General features: G+C 61.1%; 16 protein-coding genes and 1 pseudogene. 7 read left to right on the top strand and 10 right to left on the bottom strand.

The genetic code is table 11. The features are described from left to right. The first annotated feature begins 100 nt into the window (after positions 1 to 100). On the top strand, positions 101 to 1,024 hold the full coding sequence (locus ACM26W_RS11810; protein WP_416137190.1) for a DUF4351 domain-containing protein: 924 nt from the start codon (positions 101 to 103) through the stop codon (positions 1,022 to 1,024). Positions 1,025 to 1,173: 149 nt separating this feature from the next. Here the strand turns inward: ACM26W_RS11810 and ACM26W_RS11805 are convergent, their stop codons facing one another. Then, a complete protein-coding gene (locus tag ACM26W_RS11805) occupies positions 1,174 to 2,412 on the bottom strand; it encodes a DegT/DnrJ/EryC1/StrS family aminotransferase (RefSeq protein ID WP_416137189.1) in 1,239 nt (412 codons plus the stop codon). A gap of 320 nt (positions 2,413 to 2,732) precedes the next feature. Here ACM26W_RS11805 and ACM26W_RS11800 point away from each other — a divergent pair, with 320 nt between their 5' ends. The 4 genes from ACM26W_RS11800 (at position 2,733) to ACM26W_RS11785 (ending at position 6,416) form a co-directional block, all read left to right on the top strand. Then, the gene (locus ACM26W_RS11800; protein ID WP_416137188.1) at positions 2,733 to 3,398 is read left to right on the top strand and encodes a hypothetical protein; all 666 of its coding nucleotides are present in this window, start codon (positions 2,733 to 2,735) and stop codon (positions 3,396 to 3,398) included. 89 nt (positions 3,399 to 3,487) lie between these two features. Continuing rightward, positions 3,488 to 4,510: an NAD-dependent epimerase gene (locus ACM26W_RS11795; RefSeq protein ID WP_416137187.1), complete on the top strand. Its 1,023-nt coding sequence runs from the start codon at positions 3,488 to 3,490 to the stop codon at positions 4,508 to 4,510. Between the two features lie 10 nt (positions 4,511 to 4,520). Continuing rightward, positions 4,521 to 5,867, top strand: a complete 1,347-nt coding sequence (locus tag ACM26W_RS11790) for a UDP-glucose dehydrogenase family protein (protein WP_416137186.1) — start codon at positions 4,521 to 4,523, stop codon at positions 5,865 to 5,867. Positions 5,868 to 6,050: 183 nt separating this feature from the next. Then, entirely contained in the window at positions 6,051 to 6,416 is a 366-nt protein-coding gene (locus ACM26W_RS11785; RefSeq protein WP_416137185.1) for a hypothetical protein, read from the top strand. A 113-nt stretch (positions 6,417 to 6,529) separates the two neighbouring features. Here the strand turns inward: ACM26W_RS11785 and ACM26W_RS11780 are convergent, their stop codons facing one another. Both ACM26W_RS11780 and ACM26W_RS11775 read right to left on the bottom strand, forming a co-directional pair. After that, positions 6,530 to 7,483: a hypothetical protein gene (locus ACM26W_RS11780; RefSeq protein ID WP_416137184.1), complete on the bottom strand. Its 954-nt coding sequence runs from the start codon at positions 7,481 to 7,483 to the stop codon at positions 6,530 to 6,532. A gap of 112 nt (positions 7,484 to 7,595) precedes the next feature. Then, positions 7,596 to 8,081 (bottom strand): hypothetical protein, encoded by a 486-nt coding sequence (locus tag ACM26W_RS11775; RefSeq protein ID WP_416137183.1) that lies wholly within the window; start codon positions 8,079 to 8,081, stop codon positions 7,596 to 7,598. Between the two features lie 147 nt (positions 8,082 to 8,228). Between ACM26W_RS11775 and ACM26W_RS11770 the strand changes: the two are divergent. Continuing rightward, a pseudogene (locus ACM26W_RS11770) lies at positions 8,229 to 8,420 on the top strand (transposase); the annotation flags it as partial. Positions 8,421 to 8,541: 121 nt separating this feature from the next. Here the strand turns inward: ACM26W_RS11770 and ACM26W_RS11765 are convergent. From ACM26W_RS11765 to mfd, 7 genes are all read right to left on the bottom strand, one after another. Continuing rightward, entirely contained in the window at positions 8,542 to 9,378 is an 837-nt protein-coding gene (locus ACM26W_RS11765; RefSeq protein ID WP_416137182.1) for a CsgG/HfaB family protein, read from the bottom strand. A 31-nt stretch (positions 9,379 to 9,409) separates the two neighbouring features. Then, positions 9,410 to 9,835, bottom strand: coding sequence for a curli assembly protein CsgF (locus tag ACM26W_RS11760; RefSeq protein WP_416137181.1), 426 nt, complete (start codon positions 9,833 to 9,835; stop codon positions 9,410 to 9,412). Positions 9,836 to 9,862: 27 nt separating this feature from the next. After that, positions 9,863 to 10,420, bottom strand: coding sequence for a CsgE family curli-type amyloid fiber assembly protein (locus ACM26W_RS11755; RefSeq protein ID WP_416137180.1), 558 nt, complete (start codon positions 10,418 to 10,420; stop codon positions 9,863 to 9,865). Beyond that, entirely contained in the window at positions 10,417 to 11,070 is a 654-nt protein-coding gene (locus ACM26W_RS11750) for a LuxR C-terminal-related transcriptional regulator (protein ID WP_416137179.1), read from the bottom strand. Before ACM26W_RS11750 ends, ACM26W_RS11755 begins: the two co-directional genes overlap by 4 nt. Before the next feature lie 481 nt (positions 11,071 to 11,551). Next, complete coding sequence (locus ACM26W_RS11745; protein WP_416137178.1) at positions 11,552 to 12,544, bottom strand: phosphoribosyltransferase family protein; 993 nt, start codon at positions 12,542 to 12,544, stop codon at positions 11,552 to 11,554. Positions 12,545 to 13,007: 463 nt separating this feature from the next. Beyond that, positions 13,008 to 14,027 carry a L,D-transpeptidase family protein gene (locus ACM26W_RS11740; RefSeq protein WP_416137177.1) on the bottom strand — a complete coding sequence of 340 codons (1,020 nt, stop codon included), beginning with the start codon at positions 14,025 to 14,027 and terminating at the stop codon, positions 13,008 to 13,010. A 226-nt stretch (positions 14,028 to 14,253) separates the two neighbouring features. Continuing rightward, complete coding sequence (gene mfd / locus ACM26W_RS11735) at positions 14,254 to 17,703, bottom strand: transcription-repair coupling factor (RefSeq protein ID WP_416137176.1); 3,450 nt, start codon at positions 17,701 to 17,703, stop codon at positions 14,254 to 14,256. A 184-nt stretch (positions 17,704 to 17,887) separates the two neighbouring features. Between mfd and ACM26W_RS11730 the strand changes: the two genes are divergently transcribed. Then, complete coding sequence (locus ACM26W_RS11730; RefSeq protein ID WP_416137175.1) at positions 17,888 to 19,351, top strand: glyceraldehyde-3-phosphate dehydrogenase; 1,464 nt, start codon at positions 17,888 to 17,890, stop codon at positions 19,349 to 19,351. Positions 19,352 to 19,489: the final 138 nt, after the last annotated feature.

The following is a 19,489-nucleotide window of genomic DNA, read 5'->3' as shown; positions in this document are numbered from 1 at the left end:
TGACATGGCTGGATATACAGGCTGTCGTTATCTACAGTTTTTGCATGGGCCGCCGCAAGGCTTGAACAGGCAAGGCGATCAACCCTCAGAGGGAACCGCCATGGCACGTCCCGTCAGCCATGATCAGAACTTCAAGAACCTGATTCTTGACTACCCCCGTGAGGCATTGGCCTTCTTCGCCGCAGACGAGGCAGGGGATATCGATGCCAGCGTGAGCATCACCCCGCTGCGCCAGGAGCAGCTCAAGGAGCGGCTGGGCGAGCGCTTTCGCGAACTGGATGTGCCGCTGTTGGTGGAGTGGCCGGACGGGCGCCGCGAGGCACTGTTGTTTGTGCTCGAGGAGGAGACGAACCCGCAGCGCTTCTCGATCCATCGCCTGGCCCACTACTGCCTGGACCTGGCCGAGCTGCTGACCACCGAGCGGGTGGTGCCGGTTGTGATCTTCCTGCATGAGAACCCAGCAATACCTCGCCAGCTGGCGCTGGGCAGCGAAAAGCACCGCTATCTGGCGTTCGAATACCTGGCCTGTGTGCTGGCGGCGACCCCGGTGGAGCGGTACCTTGATAGTGATAACTTGGTTGCCCGGCTGAACCTGCCCAACAAGCAGTGGACGCCTGAGCAGAAGGTCGAGGTCTACGCCAAGGCGATCGAGGGGCTGCTGAAACTGGAACCGAATATCGAGAAGCAGATCAAATATCTTGATTTTGTCGATATTTACACCGGGTTGAGTGATGCAGAGTGGCAGCTATACAAATCCCGTTACCCGCAGGAGAGCACCTCCATGACTGGACTGGCTGAGCGGTTACGTTCAGAAGGCATGCAGCAGGGGCGGCAGGAGGGTCGGCAGGAAGGGCGGCAGGAGGGCGAACAGATCCTACTCCGCAAGCAGCTGGTGCGCCGCTTTGGTCCACTCGATGCCGAAACCGAGCAGCGACTTCAGCAGGCCACTACCGTTGAGCTGGAGCGCTGGGCCGAGAACCTGCTGGATGCCCAGTCACTGGCCGAGGTCTTCGGCGAAGGGTAGGGGCTTTGAGGGTCAGACACCCAAAGTCCCCACTGGGCGCCTTCGGCGCCATTCGCCGGGCGGAGCCCAGCTCCCACCAGTAGATGTCGGCCTTGGCAGTTTACTTGGGGCTCCGGCCTTGTGCCGGGCTTTGCCGTTTGTGGGCGCATCTAGCGTAGCTGGGCAGGCATCTGGGTTGCCGAGGGGGCGCATGAGGCTGGCTGCCTGGTTGCCCGGTCCATGACCCGGCGCAGCACTTGGCCGGTGAGCTCGACCTCATCCCGGGTCAGCGTGGGGTGACAGAGGAACATCAGGCTGGTCTCGCCCAGTTCCCGCGCCACGCGCAGCCGTTGGCGTGGCCGGCAGTCGGGCTGGCCTTCCCGGGGGGCAAAGGCCTTTTCCCGGTAGATCTCGGAACAGCTGCCCGAAAAACAGGGCACGCCGGCCTCGTTGATCTCGTTGATGATGCGCTCCCGGTTCCACCCCTGGGCCAGGGCCTCGGGCCTGACGAAGACGTAGCACTTGTAGGCGGCATGCTCCAGGTGCTCGGGCACTGCGGGAACTCTCAGCCCGGGGCACTGGCTGGCGGCTTCCCAGATCTGCGTGGCGTTGGCCAGGCGAGCGGCATGCCAGCCGGGCATGCGCTGCAGCTGGATGCGGCCGATGGCCGCCTGCATCTCGGTGAGCCGCCAGTTGGTGCCGATGCTGTCATGCAGCCAGCGGAACCCGGGGGGATGCGCTTGCCGGTAGACGGCGTCCCAGCTCTTGCCGTGGTCCTTGTAGGCCCACATGCGCTCCCAGAGCACCGGGTCGCGGGTGGTCACCATGCCGCCCTCGCCCCCGGTGGTCATGATCTTGTCCTGGCAGAAGGACCAGGCGGCCACATGCCCGAGGCTCCCCACGCTCTGCCTGCGATACCGTGCGCCGTGGGCCTGGGCGCAGTCCTCGATCACACTCAGGTCACAGGCCCTGGCCAATGCCATGAGCTTGTCCATCTCGCAGGGCCAGCCGGCCAGGTGCACGGCGATGATGGCGCGGGTGCTGCGGGTGATCTGCTCGGCCACGGTGGATGGGGTGATGTTCTGGGAGTCACGATCGACATCGGCAAACACCGGCGTGGCGCCGGCGTTGACGATGCATGAGGCGGATGCCAGGAAGGTCCGCGAGGTGACGATGACTTCATCGCCCGGCCCGATGCCCAGCCCTTTCAAGGCCAGGTCCAGTGCGGTGGTGCCGTTGGAGACGGCGATGGCATGCTCGGTGCCCGCGAAGCCGGCGAACTCCTGCTCGAACTTGCGACACTCCTGCCCCGTCCAGTAGTTCACCTGGTTGGAGAGCAGCACCCGCTGCACGGCATCGGCTTCTTCCCGAGTGAAGGAGGGCCAGGGGGAAAACGGGCCATTGAGCATGGGGCCTCCTGCAGATGGCGTCGTTGGAAATCGTGAGTTGTCGTTGCTTGATACAAGATATTACGAAATGCGTTGCGACAGCCTGACCTGATATTTATGGTGTGAAGAGCACTAGTCTGTTCATGCTATTGTGACAGGACTAGAGCGTTAATAGATTGAAATAAAAATGAATTAATTGAATTTTTGCCACTTTCAAGCCGTTGGCGTTTGGCCGGCGTGGCGATGTTGCGGTCAGGGGATCATCCCTGTTTTGGTGACATTAATGTTACAGAGTGATAACATTCTGACATGCATGAGTGGTGCTTTCAGGGAGATAGGTCATGGTCAGAAGTGCTGGAGTGGTCGTCGAGACGCTGCTCAATTCCCGGCTGGGGATAAAGCTGCGGAAGGCCTGGAGTTGGCTCGCGGCCGGCTACCAGCCCGATCCCGAAAAGATCATCTGGATCGATCCTGCCGATGTTTGCCGCAAGGTGAGGGAATCCCGGGCCTTTCCCGGACCCTTACTGATCGGCAGCGTGAGGGATGGTGACTGGGACATCGATGCTTATCCATTGGATGACAATGTTAAAGTCGAGGCGGTGCGCCTGCGCTTCATTGAAGGGGTGCCTTGGGAAGCCACGCCCCTGTTCGCCAGGTACGAGGAACAGTTGCGCCGCCAGGGCACGGCCTATCGTGGATATCGCTCGCTCGGTGATATCGCCGGCTACTACACGTCACATTTCGACCCCTTGTTCGAGGAGATCAGGACGCATGGGTTTGACCCTCAAAAGGGGACGCTGCAACTGCATATAGGGAGGCATGGGGAGTTGATGGGGGCCTATGACGGTAACCATCGGCTTGCGATGGCCAAGGTGCTGGGCATCCGGCAAGCGCCGGCCAGGGTATGGGTTCGGCACCCCGGCTGGGTCAAGCTCATGCACAAGCTGAAGCAGCACCCCGATAGGGCAGCGAACGGGTGGGATCACCCGGACCTTCAGACGCTTTGAGGGTCAGCACCTCACGAAGCGCCCCTTGCCCGACGTGATATCATTGAGACGCTGCGGCCCCTTGAACACTTGATTCTCGTAGGATGGCAATGAAAATTCTTGTGACCGGCAACGCCGGCTTTATCGGATTCCACACCGCCAAGCGTCTGCTGGAACGCGGTGACAGCGTGATCGGCTTCGATGTGGTCAACGACTATTACGACCCCACGATCAAGGAAGCCCGCCTGGAGATTCTGGAAGAGACCGCCCGGCGTACCGGCAGCGAGTATGTGTTCGTGCGCGAGGACCTGGCCGATCTGTCGGCAGTGAACGCGGCGTTCGCGGCGCATCGCCCCGAGCGGGTGATCCACCTGGCCGCCCAGGCCGGGGTGCGCTACTCGCTGGAGAATCCCCACGCCTATGTGCAGAGCAATCTGGTGGCCTTCACCAATATCCTCGAGGCGTGTCGCCACCACCGGGTCGAGCACCTGACCTACGCCAGCACCAGCAGCGTCTATGGCGCCAATACCAGGATGCCGTTCTCCGAGCACGAGGGCGTCAACCATCCGCTGCAGTTCTACGCCGCCACCAAGAAGGCCAACGAGCTGATGGCGCACAGCTACAGCCATCTGTTCGCTCTGCCGACTACCGGGCTGCGTTTCTTTACCGTCTATGGCCCCTGGGGCCGGCCGGACATGGCGCTGTTCCTGTTCACGAAGAAGACCCTGGCCGGTGAGCCGATCCCGGTGTTCAACCACGGCAACCACACCCGCGACTTCACCTATGTCGACGACATCGTGGAAGGGGTGATCCGCGCCAGCGATGATATCGCCAGGCCCAACCCCGAGTGGAACAGCGACGCCCCCGACCCGGCCACCAGCAACGCGCCCTACCGGCTGTTCAATATCGGCAATAACGACCCGGTGAAGCTCTCAGCCTATATCGAGGCGATCGAGGAGGCGCTGGGCAAGGAGGCGATCAAGGAGCTGCTGCCGCTGCAGCCGGGTGATGTGCCGGATACCTACGCCGACTCCAGCGAGCTGGAAAAGGCCGTGGGGTACAAGCCCGCCACGCCGGTGAAGGAGGGGGTGGCCAATTTCGTGGCGTGGTACAGGGATTTCTATCAGGTTTAAGGAGTGAACCATGAACGTTACCGTTTTCGGCACCGGCTATGTGGGCCTGGTGCAGGGCACCATTCTGGCCGAGGTGGGCCATCAGGTCGTCTGCGTGGACGTGGACGCCGAGAAGATCGGCAAGCTCGAGCAGGGCATCATCCCCATCTACGAGCCGGGCCTCGAGACCCTGGTGAAGGAGAATCACGCCGCCGGCCGGCTGAGCTTCACCACCGACGCAGCCATGGCCGTGGCCCATGGCGATATCCAGTTCATCGCCGTGGGCACCCCGCCGGATGAGGACGGCAGTGCCGACCTGCAGTACGTGCTCAAGGTGGCCGAGACCATCGCCGAGCACATGGCGGCGCCCCGCATCATCGTGAACAAGTCCACCGTGCCGGTGGGTACGGCGGACAGGGTGCGGGCGCGGGTGGCCGAGGTGCTGGCGGCGCGGGCTGGGGCTGAGCAAGAGGGCGAGGCGCTGACCTTCGATGTGGTCTCCAACCCGGAGTTTCTCAAGGAGGGCAGTGCGGTGGCCGACTGCCAGAAGCCCGACCGCATCATCATCGGCACCGAGCGCGACGCGAGCGTGGAGGTACTGCGCGAACTCTACGCGCCGTTCAATCGCAACCATGACAAGGTGATCGTCATGGATGTGCGCAGCGCCGAGCTGACCAAGTACGCCGCCAACTGCATGCTGGCCACCAAGATCAGCTTCATGAACGAGATGGCCAACCTGGCCGAGCGGCTGGGCGCCGATATCGAGGCGGTGCGCCAGGGCATCGGCTCCGATCCCCGCATCGGCTACCACTTCATCTACCCGGGGGTGGGCTATGGCGGCTCCTGCTTCCCCAAGGATGTGCAGGCGCTGATCCGCGCCGCCGATGACATCGCGTACGATGCCAAGGTGCTCAAGGCGGTGGAGGCGCGCAACGCCACGCAGAAGACCACCCTGTTAGACAAGATCCACCAGCACTATAAGGGCGAGCTGGCCGGCAAGACCTTCGCCCTGTGGGGCCTGGCCTTCAAGCCCAACACCGATGATATGCGCGAGGCGCCGAGCCGGGTGCTGATGGAGGCGCTGTGGGAGGCGGGTGCCAGGGTGCAGGCCTATGACCCCGAGGCCATGGAAGAAGCCCAGCGGCTCTACGGCAGCCGTGACGACCTGACCCTGTGCGGCACCAAGGAAACCGCCCTGAAGGGGGCCGACGCCCTGGTGATCGTGACCGAGTGGCAGAGCTTCCGCGCCCCGGACTTCACGCTGATCCAGCAGCAGTTGGCCGAGCCGACCCTCTTCGATGGCCGCAACCTGTTCGTGCCATCACGCATGGCCAGCAAAGGCTTCACCTACTACTCCGTTGGCCGCCGCCCTGTCTGATTCCCAGCAGGGTCAGGCCCTTCAGAACCCCGAAGCCCGACCATGTGCCGGGCTTCGGAGGTTCTGGACCGGGCATTGGCGAGTGATGTGGGCGCTGGTATCGTCTTTTAAGCTAGCCTCTTGGGTATCGGCGGCTCGCCCGCCTAGGCGGTGTCAACCTCGGCCCAAGACGTGGAGGAACCGATGAAGCTTGCCCTCTGGCTTATGCTAGTCCCGCTTGCCGTGATGGTTACAGACCTATCCGCCGCGAAGGCTAGACAGGTGCCCGGCATTCAACAGGATACAAAGCAGATGATTTATATCGCCATCTCTGGAACGCATGGAGCACGCTACAGTGGCACTTTGACCGTCCATGGCAACAGTGAGTCTTACTCTTATTCTCTGGAAGGCTCGGCACCCTCTCAACTTGAATATCCCGGCGAGGGAGTGACTCTAGAGGTTACTCTGCAGAGCGAGGGAAATCTGGCAATCGAGGTTCGCAAGGGAAGCAACCGTAGCACTTCCCGCATGGACGGCGCTGGGAGTGTGATGCGGCTATCCGTGCAATAAATGATTATACGGGGTCCTCGTCACGTGCTTTAATCCAAGCATTAACTGCGCAAAAGAAGAACCTGGCCTCACCTTTCGGTGAGGCCAGGTTAGTTGCGGCTGATTGACCAGTATTACTGGACGATACGAGCTGTATTATTGCCACCATATTGATAGGAAGTGGCAACATTAACTGCGCCGTGCTGAATATGGGTAGCGTTATTGCTCATCCAGCTCATCGGACCTGCCGCTGCTTGGGTGATATTGGAAACGTTGTATTCACCCTGCTGATCTACGTTGGCAATATCATTCCATCCAGACTGGTTGACCTCGGAGTAGTTCTTGAGGCCTTCCTGGCTTACGTCGGCATCGTTGTTGAACCCACTCTGGGTAGTATGGGCAACGTTGCGGAAACCAGACTGCTCAATTGAGGAACTGTCGAAGTAGCCTGACTGGTTTACAGATGCATAGTTCTCACCGCCCCTCAAGCCTTCTCCGCTCTGGCTGATATCGGAGGAGTTTTTGATGCCGGACTGGTTCACATCAGCATTTTGATAATGACCGGTCTGAACGACATCAGAGCTGTTCCCATAGCCGCTCTGGGATACATTGGCTTGCTGAAAGCTGCCACTTTGATCGGCCATGGAACGGTTCATTTTTCCGTTCTGTAAGACATCCGTGTTATTGCGGCTACCACTTTGCTCCACGGTGGAGGAGTTCCCGGCACCAAACTGCTGTACAGCGACAGTGTTACGGCTACCACGCTGATCACTGCTCGATTTGTTATACCAGCCAGCCTGATAGTGTGTGGCAGAATGCCTGGTGCCTCTCTGGTCTACCTCGATATCGTTTCCTGTGCCGAACTGTTCAGTCACTGCCTCGTGACGGCTCCCACGCTGATCGATGTCACTGGCATTATGCGCGCCGTGTTGCCAGATATCGGCGGAGCTACGCCTGGCGCTTGCTTGATCAACGGAGGCGTCATTGCCCCAGCCATACTGATAGGTAATTGCATCGTTTCTGTCCGCCATGGCATGACCTGCAGACATGGCAATTGCAGCTGCAATGAAAGTCACCTTGAGCTTCATGATCAACCCTCTTTATCTTGGCCTGGCATTACGGTTATTGTGTTTTGCCAGGTGAGTTTTATGGAGTCACCGATTTTTGAATGACTCCACCTTGCCAGGCATCTACCTGTGATTAATGCTGGATGACCTGGATTGCGGCTCGGCCGCGGGAAAACTGCGTTACCTCCACTGGGTTCCCGCGAGAATTACCAAGCTGCACAAGATTTACATTACCATGGCTTCCAAGCTGTTTTATGCTGGCTTCCTTGCCGTAGCCTGATTGCAGGATGCTGGCATCATGCCCGTTTCCTGTCTGGCTGATTCTAGCGTCAAGACCTTGGCCTAACTGAAGTATTCTGGCATCGTTACCGATGCCGTATTGTGTACTTAAGGCTTGGTTGCTTCGGCCGATCTGAGCGGTGGTGGCATTGTTATTGGCACCTGACTGATAGATTCCCGCATCGTTATACTGGCCGACCTGATAGGTAAGAGCATTATTCTCTGTTCCTTGATATTGGCCGCTGGCCAACAACTCAGACGCGTGATGAATGTCATAAGCCTGTACGCTGGAAGTCAGCGCAATGGCAGCCGTCAGAGTTAGCAGTCGAGAAAGCTTCATGGCTAGGCCCTTCCTTGTTAACTACACTTACACAATATATACAGTTGGATACATTGTCATGGTTATTTAGCATGAAATGGGCTTCTGAGTTTTCTGGTCATTGCCTTATCCGATGACTCAGCTTAATCAGCCACAGGGCCGGAATAGCGTGTTCAGCTTTGCCGTGTGAGCCGTTATACCCTTGCCGAAATACGTACCTATGCCCAACGGCTCATTGCGCCCGGCAGCCGGGTCATCTGTGATGGCCTTGTATGCTTCCGGGACTTCGATACGCTCAGCTACGTCCATGAGCGATACATCACCGGTGATAGGCGTGCAGCGTGGCGACTCCGGAGTTTTGCGAATTTCTATTGGCCGCGTAAAAGCTGGCCGCGTAAAAGCGCCAGCCAGTTATCTGGCTGGCGATAAAGCATTATTTCAGAATCTAAAGGTTTCTTGTTAACACCTGTGGCACTCATTTTTAAAGCATTGGCACTTCAGCTTCACGGTAGGATGCGAAAACATCGTGACCGACATCTTCTGGGTTTTGCAGGTTCCATAGCCCCCTGTCAATTCCCTGCGTAACCATGTGGATGACCGCAGACTCGATGGCGGACATCACCGCCATCTGGACCGGCTCATTTTGAGTAAAGCCCGCCTCGGCCTCTAGAAGGCGCCGGAAACTGATGAAGCGATACACACCGGCTCGGACCTCGTGTGAATAGATTGTCTTGCTGGTTGTGACATTGCCGAGAACTTCACCGCTAGCAATATCAACGGCGCGCAGGTTAACGGTAACCTGATCGACCTGATATTGAGTCGATGCGCCGATACCGAAGTATTCGGCACCCACACCGCCTGTTTTCATATTGGAATCGTAGGCGATTATGCCACCCTCAAGAAGCACCCTGGCCGCATTCAGGGACGACAGTTCATGCTCCCGACCCATGCGTTCCAGATTCGCGCGTATGATACGCCGCTCTGTTAAAAGGTTTTGAAGCCCGACTCGTTCCAGGGGGGTGAACCATCCCGAATCGGCTAGTGCCGAGCTCAACATGGCGGCCCCCCCCTGTGTCACCGCCGTCGAGAAGGTACTGGCCGGTGAGGGGCGGTATTGGCCAGTCTGGTCCCGAAAGTCATAGACCGCGGCGAGAATGGGGGCACTAGGTCTAGGTAAACTGACCAGATCCGTGTAGGTGCTGGTACGCGGTGTCAAGGTGGCGGGCGCCCCCTCGAGGTTATCGTAGGAGGTGACTACGCCCGCGCAACCACTCAACGTTAGTATGCCCGCTACGCATAGTGTTGTGGCCAGCTTCATTATTCTGCTCCCTTACCCTGTTTTTTCGTTATCAGAACGGTGCCGAAGGCTGTCCGAGGTTGACGGTTGTTTGTTCTCCCGTTCGTCGATCCAGGATGTTCATACGGAATCCCCCTCCACCTAGGCTTTCCACTCTCACCCTCAGATTGGTGCTCTCGATCAAGCTGGTTCTGCCAGCTTCACCTTCGACAGCATCGGTAATAGCTTCACTGACCAGAGTATTTCTCAAATCTTGTAGGAACAGGTCAGTCTCGTTGAAGCTCCCGAAGTCAGGCATATCGGGATCCTTGTTATTATCCTGGGCCTGGGCTTTGTTAATCAAGTAGCTTCCGTTAAGTGGGTCGCCGCCGAATGAGGGATTAATTGGACGGTAGATTAACTCGCCGGCGCTGACATTCATAGTGGAAACAAGCATGCAACTCGTTACGGAGATGGCTGTAAGAATTTTCTTGTACATCTTGGACTCCTTGGATGGCTCTTTTATTCAAATTTCTTCGTCTGCCAAGTCGGGATCACTTTCCAGCGCTTGGATGATGGTACGCTGTATGAGCAACTCCTCGACCTGCTCGATGGCGATTTCTACGTAGTCATCGATCTCGCTCAATCTTGGAGGCATGGTGGCTTCGAATATGATGTTGTTACCTTCCGTTATCCATATCTGACTTCCCCAGCGGGCCGATGGCCGCTCATGGATGGCAATGTTGGCATTGCCAATAATAGGGTTATCCAGGCTCAATTGGCTGAATTGCCTGAAGAAGGTTTTTCCGGCCATGGTGATGGTGCGATCCACTACGACTCCGGAAATACCCGGCTCACCAAGCCTAAACTGCCGACTCAACTCCTCCTCTGCCTGCCCCGGCTCTTCCACAATGCCGTGCTGGTCTTCCACGCTTCTCTCTGGAGCGTGTTGATCCTCCAAGCTCGCCCCGGGATCATGCCGCCCCTCCGTGGCCTGGGCGGTGAGTGTCAAGACCGGAACGGACGTTGGAAGAAGCATACAAAGCATCGTGCCAATGACTATGGGGTAAAGTCGTTGCCTCATACATTCGCTCCCCTGCGATGTTTAAAATGGGTAATCGGGGGGGGAGCGCCGAGGTTCTGCCTGGCCCAATTCACAGCCTGGGTCCGGTTGTTGACATTGATCTTCTTGAAGGTATTATAGAGGTGTGACTTAACCGTATGTTCACTGACGAAAAGTCGCTCGGCAATCTGTATGTTGGAAGCCCCTGAGCCCAGCAGTCCGATAATTTCAATCTCACGCTGAGTCAAGCCACAGGCAGGCCGATATGAATTTAATGACTGCTTGCGAAATAATTCTATAAGATGCGCCATCAGCGACCTGGACATCCATGCACTCCCTTCCAATAGTCGACCGATGCCCTTGCAGATCATATCGAGGGAGTCGTCTCGGTAGAAAACCCCGGAAAAGTGCGTGCACGAAAGGAGCTCAACTGCATGCTTCTCATCCCTGAGATTCAGGGCCGCGATGCATATCTTATCGTGACCGGAAAGCAGTTCTCTCCACTTATGCATGCAACTCTCATTCACATGCTCTACATCGATGAACACCACGGACACGTCATCCTCAAAGTTCGCTTCTTGAGAGCTGGGCGATAATATTGAGACAGAACAGCCGGTATTTACATTTAGGTAATCCATGAAGAGCTTTGATTGAGGGTTATGCTCTGTCACGATCGCTATCCCATTCCTTAGATTCATACTCTCCTCCCGCCTGACCAGTCTCCGACCGATGGTTTGCTTGCTCTCATCAGTTATTGGAAGAAAGCATGGACCCGAATCTCATCTCAGTAAAGATATGTAACATAATGTATTTTTTGGTCGCTGAAGTACCAAAAAACTAATGTAAAAAATGTTCTTTAAAAACATGCGCTTGGCGAAAGTAATTGAATATTATTAATTCTATTCAATATTTGCGTGAATAGTTCTCATGTAATGCTGCGGAGTACTCGGGTAGGTGCGGAGTACTCGGGTAGGTGCGGAGTACGCGGGTAGGTGCAGGAGGGCCGGGCGGCGCTGGTGCCCGGATAGCGCGGCGGCGTGCTGCCGCCGGCACTGAAAATACATGGGGTAGGGGGAAGTGCGCCCTGAGCGCCGTCATGTCCGCCGAGCCCGGCATCCGGGAGCTTCTGGCCACCCCGGTGCAATATCCGGGCTAGCGAAACAGTCGGCGGTAGGCGTTGCGCATGGTGATTTCGGTCGAGTCGGGAATGGCAAGAAAGAAACGCCGCTTGGCCTTTATGAGGCCCATTCTGATCAGATGGCGCTTGCCGCTTCTGGCGACCGAGACCATGCCTGGCTGGCTGAGTTCGCCATCATCCAGGCAGAGAACGGGTCTTCCCGTCAGCGCCGAGATCCGGGCAGCGATCGGGCGTTGCTTTTCGATGAAGAGCCGCGCCGTCGACGCCTGGTAGCAGTTGGCCTTGTACTGGGCGCAGCGCTCGAAGACATCCGTCTCCACATCGGCCGTGGTGTCGCGCATTTCCAGCCGCTCGTACTCAATCTTGTGGGTTTCAAGCCACTGTACCGTTTGCTCTCGGTAGCGCTCCGGGCGGGCGGTGACGATGCAGCCGATCCGGTAGGTAGGCAGGACAAGGGGAAGTGCCTCGGCCAGGTAGGCCCGGTACCGATCTTCATCCTCGAGCGCTTCGCCGCCGGGTGCCTGGCAGAGCACGCCATCGAGCTCCAGGCAGCTGTTGTGCATGATCGCTTGATGGAACAGGTTCCACTGATAAATTCGGGGTCCGGGTAGCGCCTCGAAATACAGGTCGACGCAATGCTGCCTGATCTTCTCGACATAGATGGCCAGGCGCGTCACCTCATGCGGGGTCTGCTGCTGAATGGCTTCGACGGCTTCCTGCATGGAATTACCGGTCTTGAGGCTGTCATCCACCAGCAAGACCTTCTTGGCCTCCCAGGCGGTATCGAGCGATGTCGAGCTCTTCCGGGTATGGCCCTTGGCGATTCTGGCATTCTTGAGAAAGGCGTTGAGATCGGTGCAGTGGATGTTCAGCAGCAGGGCGATCATGTAGGCAGGTATCATGCCGCTGCGGGGGATGCCCACCACGAGATCATAACCTTCGCCTTGTAGCTGATGGATGTTGTTGTGTATGTCGTTGCCCAGATCCTTGTAAGATTTGTAAATCATCGCTTCATCCTTTTTTCACGCGTTGACATGCGTGCAATCAAGCTTGGTTGTCGTCAGGGGGAAGAGATGGGCTCTCCTGATCCCGGTGTTAAACCCTTCCTGTGTAACTCCCTGCGTTACTGGTCTCTGTGTAATGAGATATCTAGTCTTCGTAACGGTCGCGAGGACTAGTGTTGTCATTAGAGACTCTATTATTATATTGGATTACAAGGTGCTAGGGTTTTAAATAACATTGCTGTTGACGGCTAAATGCCGGCGCGGCCAATGGGGCGTCTTGTTATAGTCACTCAACTGTCACTATGGCTACTTCGCGGAAAGCGTGCAACTGGCGAGCAACTGCTGATGACGGTGTAGGCGGTGGAAAGGTTGTTGCGAATTGCCTGAATTCAGGCCTTGATGAACGGCCGAAAAAAAGCTGGCCTCGTGGGTGCTCGAGGCCAGCTCCATGGTGCATGCGCAGGGCTTACCGTGCGCTGATTTCCAGCTCGCCGCCGAACAGGTGCTCTACCTCGGGCGTGGCGGGGGTGGGGGCCTCTTCGGCGGTGTGCAGTAGCGAGACGATCAGGCCGTCGGGCTGCTCCACCAGTCCGCGCAGGCGGGCGTAGTCCACCGGGGGCTTCTCGTCGCCGAAGACCCTGGCCACCGTTTCGATGGCGTTGAGCAGCGGCTCGAAGCTGCCCTCGTTCTCCTCCAGGGGCGGGAAGGACTGGGCATAGAGGGTGCCATCCGGCGACCAGCCGGCCTTGAAGGGCTGGTCGATGATGTTCACCCGGGTACCGCTGGGCACACGCTCGTAGAGCGACTCGATGTCTTCGGGGAACATGCGGATGCAGCCGCGGCTGGCGCGCATGCCCACGCCGTCAGGCTGGTTGGTGCCGTGGATCAGGTAGCTGGGGAGGCCCAGCAGGATGGCGTGGCGGCCCAGCGGGTTGTCCGGGCCAGGGGGCACCACCGCGGGGACCGGTTCGCCGCGGGCGGCGGCTTCGGCGCGCATGGAGCGGGGCGGTGACCAGGCGGGGTCCTTCACCTTCACGGTGGTGCGGGTCACGCCCACCGGGGTGCCAAAGCCGTCGCGGCCGACGCTGATCGGGTAGGTCTCCACGACCCCCGGAGCGGAATAATAGTAGAGCCGCATCTCGGAGAGATTGATGACGATGCCCTCGCGGGAGGCGTCCGGGAGGATGTGCTGGTCCGGGATCGTCACCTCGGTGCCCTCGAAGGGGGCCCAGATGCTGACGTCGGGATTGGCCATGCGGATGGCCTCGTAGCCCACGTTGTGGGTGCGGGCCAGGTCGACCAGGGTGTCCCCCTCCTGCACGGTGACCGTGAAGTTCTCACCGATCACGTTGCCGGACTCCGGCAGCGGGAAATGGCCGCGCGGCTCGTCGCGCTCCTCGGCCAGGGCGCCGGTGGCGAGCAGGGCGGTGAGGCCCAGGGTGATGGCGCAGCGAACCGTGCGCCTTGCCAGTGTCGTGGTGTTCATCAACGTCATTCGTCTCGTGTGGGGCGCCGACCCTTGGGGTCGGCGACAACCATCGTCGTGGGCACCCGGCGCTCCTTGCCCGGTGCCGTCGGTTATCGGGTGCGATGATACGCTCAACCGACAGTATAGAGTGCCAGGCGCCCTTAGGGCAGGGGGGGAGGGGATGGCTAGGTGTGAGGAGCCCGCCATCGCCGATACATCGGGCTCCTGCCTCCTGACCGAAGGGCTACGCCGCTTCGGCCTTGCGGTTGAGGGTCTCGAGCAGCTGCTCCACGGCCTGGAAGCGGGCCTCCTCGTTGTCCATGCTCGCCTCGAAGCGCAGGGTCTCGGCGCCGTCGAGCCGGTAGCGATTCGGTTCGCGCTGGATCAGCTCCACCAGAATCAGCGGGTCGACCTGGGTGTGGCTGCCGAAGATCACCCGGCCGCGTTCGGGGCCCGCCTCCAGCTTGACGATGCCCAGGCGCTCGGCGCGCTGGCGCAGCTTGGTCTGGCGCAGCAGGGTCTTGACCGGCGCCGGCAGCAGGCCGAAGCGGTCGATCAACTCCACCTGCAGCTCCTTGAGTGCGGCCTCGTTAGCGGCGCTGGAGATGCGCTTGTACATCACCAGGCGCTGCTGGACGTCATGCAGGTAGTCGTCGGGGATCAGCGCCGGCAGGTTGAGGCTCACCTCGACGCCCTCGTCCAGCGGTGACTCGATATTGGGCGTCTTGCCGGCGCGAATCGCCGCCACGGCGCGGTCGAGCATCTGCATGTAGAGGCCGTAGCCGATCGCCTCCATCTGGCCGCTCTGCTCTTCGCCGAGCAGTTCGCCGGCGCCACGGATCTCCATGTCGTGGCTGGCCAGGGTGAAGCCGGCCCCCAGCGCCTCGGCCCCGGCGATGGCGTCCAGGCGCTTGATGGCGTCCTGGGTCATGGCCCCGGGCGGCGGCGTCAGCAGATAGGCGTAGGCCTGGTGGTGGCTGCGCCCGACCCGGCCACGCAGCTGATGCAGCTGGGCCAGGCCGAACTTGTCGGCGCGCTCGATCAGGATGGTGTTGGCGCTGGGCACGTCGATGCCGGTCTCGATGATGGTGGAGCAGATCAGCACGTTGAAGCGCTTGTGGTAGAAGTCCGACATGATGCGCTCGAGCGCCCGTTCCGGGAGCTGGCCATGGGCCACCCCAACCCGCGCATCGGGCACCAGGTCGCGCAGCGTCTCGGCGGCGGTCTCGATGGTCTTGACCTCGTTGTGGAGGAAGTAGACCTGGCCGCCGCGGAGGATCTCGCGCAGGATCGCCTCCTTGATGATCGGTTCCTCGCGGCGCTGCACGAAGGTCTTGACCGAGAGGCGTCGAGCCGGGGGGGTGGCGATGATGGAGAGATCGCGGATGCCGCTCATCGCCATGTTGAGGGTGCGCGGGATCGGCGTGGCGGTCATGGTCAGAATATCGACCTCGGCGCGCAGGTGCTTCAGGCGCTCCTTCTGGGCCACGCCGAAGCGGTGCTCCTCGTCGATGATCAGCAGGCCCATCTTGGGCAGCTTCATCGACTTGGAGAGCAGCTTGTGGGTGCCGATGACGATGTCCGCCTGGCCCGCCTCGATGCGGCTCATGGCGGCCGCCTGGCCCTTGCCGGCGGTGAAGCGCGACACCAGCTCGATGTTGACCGCGGTATCGGCGAAGCGGTCGCGGAAGTTCTCGAAGTGCTGGCGGGCGAGCAGGGTGGTGGGCACCAGTACCACCACCTGGCGCCCGGAGTGCACCGCGAGGAAGGCGGCGCGCATGGCCACTTCGGTCTTGCCGAAGCCCACGTCGCCACAGACCACCCGGTCCATGGGCCGGGGGGCGGTCATATCCTCGATCACGGCATGGATGGCGGCGCGCTGGTCCGGGGTCTCCTCGAAGGGGAAGCCCGCGGCGAAGCGGGCGTACTCGGCGTCGGGAGGCGCGCAGGCGAAGCCCTCCCGGGCCTCGCGGCGGGCGTAGATGTCGAGCAGTTCGGCGGCGGTGTCGCGGATCTTCTCGGCGGCCTTGCGGCGGGCCTTTTCCCACTGGTCGGAGCCGAGACGATGCAGCGGGGCGAGCTCGTCGTCGGCGCCGGCATAGCGCGAGATCAGGTGCAGGCTCTCCACCGGCACATAGAGTCGGGCGCTCTCGGCATACTCCAGGGTCACGAACTCGGCGGCCTGGCCGCCGGCTTCGAGGGTCTCGAGCCCCTTGTAGCGGCCCACGCCGTGGGTCTGGTGGACCACCGGCGAGCCGGCGCGCAGCTCGGAGAGGTGGCGGATGGCCAGTTCGTCGGCGTCGGTGGCCTTCTCGCGGCGGCGGGTCTGGCGCACCACTTCACCGTAGAGCTCGGACTCGCTGATCACGGCGAGGTCGGGCTGGGTCAGCCACAGGCCGGCCTCGAGTTCGCCCTCGGTGATCGCCATGGCGCTGTCGGAAGCGAGGAAGTCGGCGAAGTCCGCCACGTGGGGCAGGCCGAGGCGCAGCGGGGCGAGGACCTCCTCCAGGGCCTCGCGGCGGCCACGGGACTCCGCCACGAACAGCACGCGAGTCTCGGCGTGGGTCTCGATAAAGCCGGTCAGCGCCGCCAGGGGCGCCTTGCCCCGGGCGTTGATGCCCACCTCGGGCGGGGCCTGGCTGGCGGGCGCGAGGGCGTGGCGATGCTCGCTGTCCTCGGTCAGTTCCACCCGGGGGTGGCGCTTGATGGCGCCGAACACCTCGGCCACCGGGACGAAGGCGCGGTGGGGGGGCAGCAGCGGTCGAGTGGGGTCGACGCCGAGGTTCTCGAAACGGCTCTCGATGGCCGCCCAGTGGTGCTCGGCGGCGCCGTGCACGTCGGGCAGCAGGGCGACGCGGGTGCCGTCGGCCAGGTGCTCGAAGAGCGTCGCGGTCTCTTCGAAGAACAGCGGCAGGTACTGTTCCAGGCCCGGCGAGGGAATGCCCTTTAGGGCATCCACGTAGAGCGGGCACTGGCGCGGGTCGACGTCGAACAGGGTCTCGAAGCCTTCGCGGAAGCAGGCGATGGCGCTGCGCGACAGCGAATATTCGTGGGCCGGCAGCAGGTCGACGCGCTCGACCTTGTCCTGGCTGCGCTGGGTATCCGGGTCGAAGCGGCGCAGGGTGTCGATCTCGTCGTCGAACAGGTCGATGCGCAGCGGCGCATCCGTGCCCATGGGGAAGAGATCGATGAGGGCGCCGCGCAGGGCATACTCGCCGGGTTCATAGACGGTCTCGACCGCCCGGTAGCCGGCCCGGGAGAGCGCTTCCCGGAAGCGTTCGCGATCGAGCCGCTGGCCTACCTCCAGGGTGAGCACCCGCCCGGCGATGTACGCCACCGGCGGCAGCCGCTGCATCAGGGTGTTGATCGGTACCAGGACGATGCCGTGCTCGCCGTCCTGCAGTCGGCGCAGGGTGCGCAGCCGCGCCGAGACGATGTCCTGGTGGGGGGAGAAGCTGTCGTAGGGCAGGGTTTCCCAGTCGGGGAAGGGCAGCACCGGCACCCGGCTGTAGAAGGCGAGCTCGCTCTCCAGGCGCAGGGCCTGGGCGGTGTCGGCGGTGATCACCAGCAGCGGGGCATCCTCGGCCAGGCGCGCCAGGGCCAGGGCCACGGCGCTGCCCTGGGGGGCCTGCCAGTAGAGGGTGTCGCGCACGCCGTCGGGGCGCGGCGGATCCAGCGGCGAGAAATTGGGCATGGTCACGTCGGTCGGCTATCTTCCGAAACGCGCATGATAGCAGATCCTGGCCGCCGGCCGTTTGATCGTCGCGCGGGGCCTTCGTGTAATGCCGCTACAGCGGCTGCGACCATCCTGCGATTGACCCGGGGAGCGGGCTCCGGATAATGACGTCGATCCTTCAACCCCAGCAGTGAGGCCGCACGTGACTCAGCAACCCTCCGATACCGTCTTTCAGGAATGGCACGATAACCAGGCGCTTGCCGAGCAGATGATCCCGATGATCGGTAGGCTCTACCGTCATAACAACGTGGTCACCACCCTTTACGGGCGGTCGCTCTTCAACCGCAGCGTGATCCGCATCCTGAAGGACCACCGCTACGTGCGGAAGGTCGAGGGGACCGAGCTCTCCGTCCAGGACACCTTCCCGCTGGTGCAGGCCATGGGCGAGCTCAACCTGGGCCCGGCCCACGTGGATGTCGGCAAGCTCGGCGTGGCCTTCAAGACGCAGGGCGGCGGCGACGCCCTGGCCTTCATGCGCAAGGAGCTGGCCGAGATCGTCGATCAGCGTGATACCAGCGGCAACAACGGCGAGCCCAAGGATGTGGTGCTCTACGGCTTCGGGCGTATCGGCCGCATCCTGGCCCGGGTGCTGGTGGAGAAGGCCGGCGGGGGCAACCTGCTGCGCTTGAGCGCGATCGTCGTGCGCGGCCGCGGCGACATCGGCAAGGACCTCGAGAAGCGGGCCAGCCTGCTGCGTCGCGACTCCGTCCACGGTCCCTTCAACGGCACCATCAGCATCGACGTGGAGGCGCGCACCATCACCGCCAACGGCAACGTCATCCAGGTGATCTACGCCGATTCGCCCAAGGAGGTCGACTACACCGCCTACGGCATCGACAACGCCGTGGTGGTGGACAATACCGGCATCTGGCGCGACGAGGAGGGCCTGGGCCAGCACCTGGCGTGCAAGGGCGCGGCCAAGGCGCTGCTCACCGCGCCGGGCAAGGGCGACATCAAGAACATCGTCTTCGGCATCAACCACGATGACCTGACCGGCGATGACCGCATCATCTCCGCGGCGTCGTGTACCACCAACGCCATCGTGCCGGTGCTCAAGGTGCTCAACGATGAGTTCGGCGTCGAGCATGGCCATGTCGAGACGGTGCACGCCTACACCAACGACCAGAACCTGATCGACAACTACCACAAGGGCGACCGTCGCGGTCGCAGCGCGCCGCTCAACATGGTGCTGACCGAGACCGGCGCCGCCAAGGCGGTGGCCAAGGCGCTGCCGGAGTTCGCCGGCAAGCTGACCGGCAACGCCATCCGCGTGCCGACCCCCAACGTCTCCATGGCGATCCTCAACCTTCGCCTGGAGAAGGAGACCGACGCCGAGGCCCTCAACGACTTCCTGCGCCGCATGTCGCTGGACTCCCCGTTCCAGAAGCAGATCGACTACGTCGACTCCCCCGAGGTAGTCTCCACCGACTTCGTCGGCAACCGTCACGCTGGCATCGTCGATGCCAAGGCGACCATCGCCAACGGCAAGAACGCCGTGCTCTACGTCTGGTACGACAACGAGTTCGGTTACAGCTGCCAGGTGGTGCGCATCCTGCAGCAGATGTCCAACGTGCACTTCCTCAAGCTGCCGCACGCCAGCACCTGACGCCAGCACCTGACAACGGCCAGCCGTTGCCCCAGCCCCCCGCCGGACTCGTTTTGGCGGGGGGTTCTGCGTTTTGGGCCGGTTCGCCTCGTCGCTCTGCGACCTTCGCTCAGGTAGTCATGGCCCCGCCTAGTCTTT

The organism is Halomonas sp. HK25, from assembly GCF_047795635.1.
Taxonomy (GTDB): Bacteria; Pseudomonadota; Gammaproteobacteria; order Pseudomonadales; family Halomonadaceae; genus Halomonas.
The sequence above is the reverse complement of the archived record's forward strand: the minus strand, read 5'-3'. Positions and strand labels throughout refer to the sequence as shown.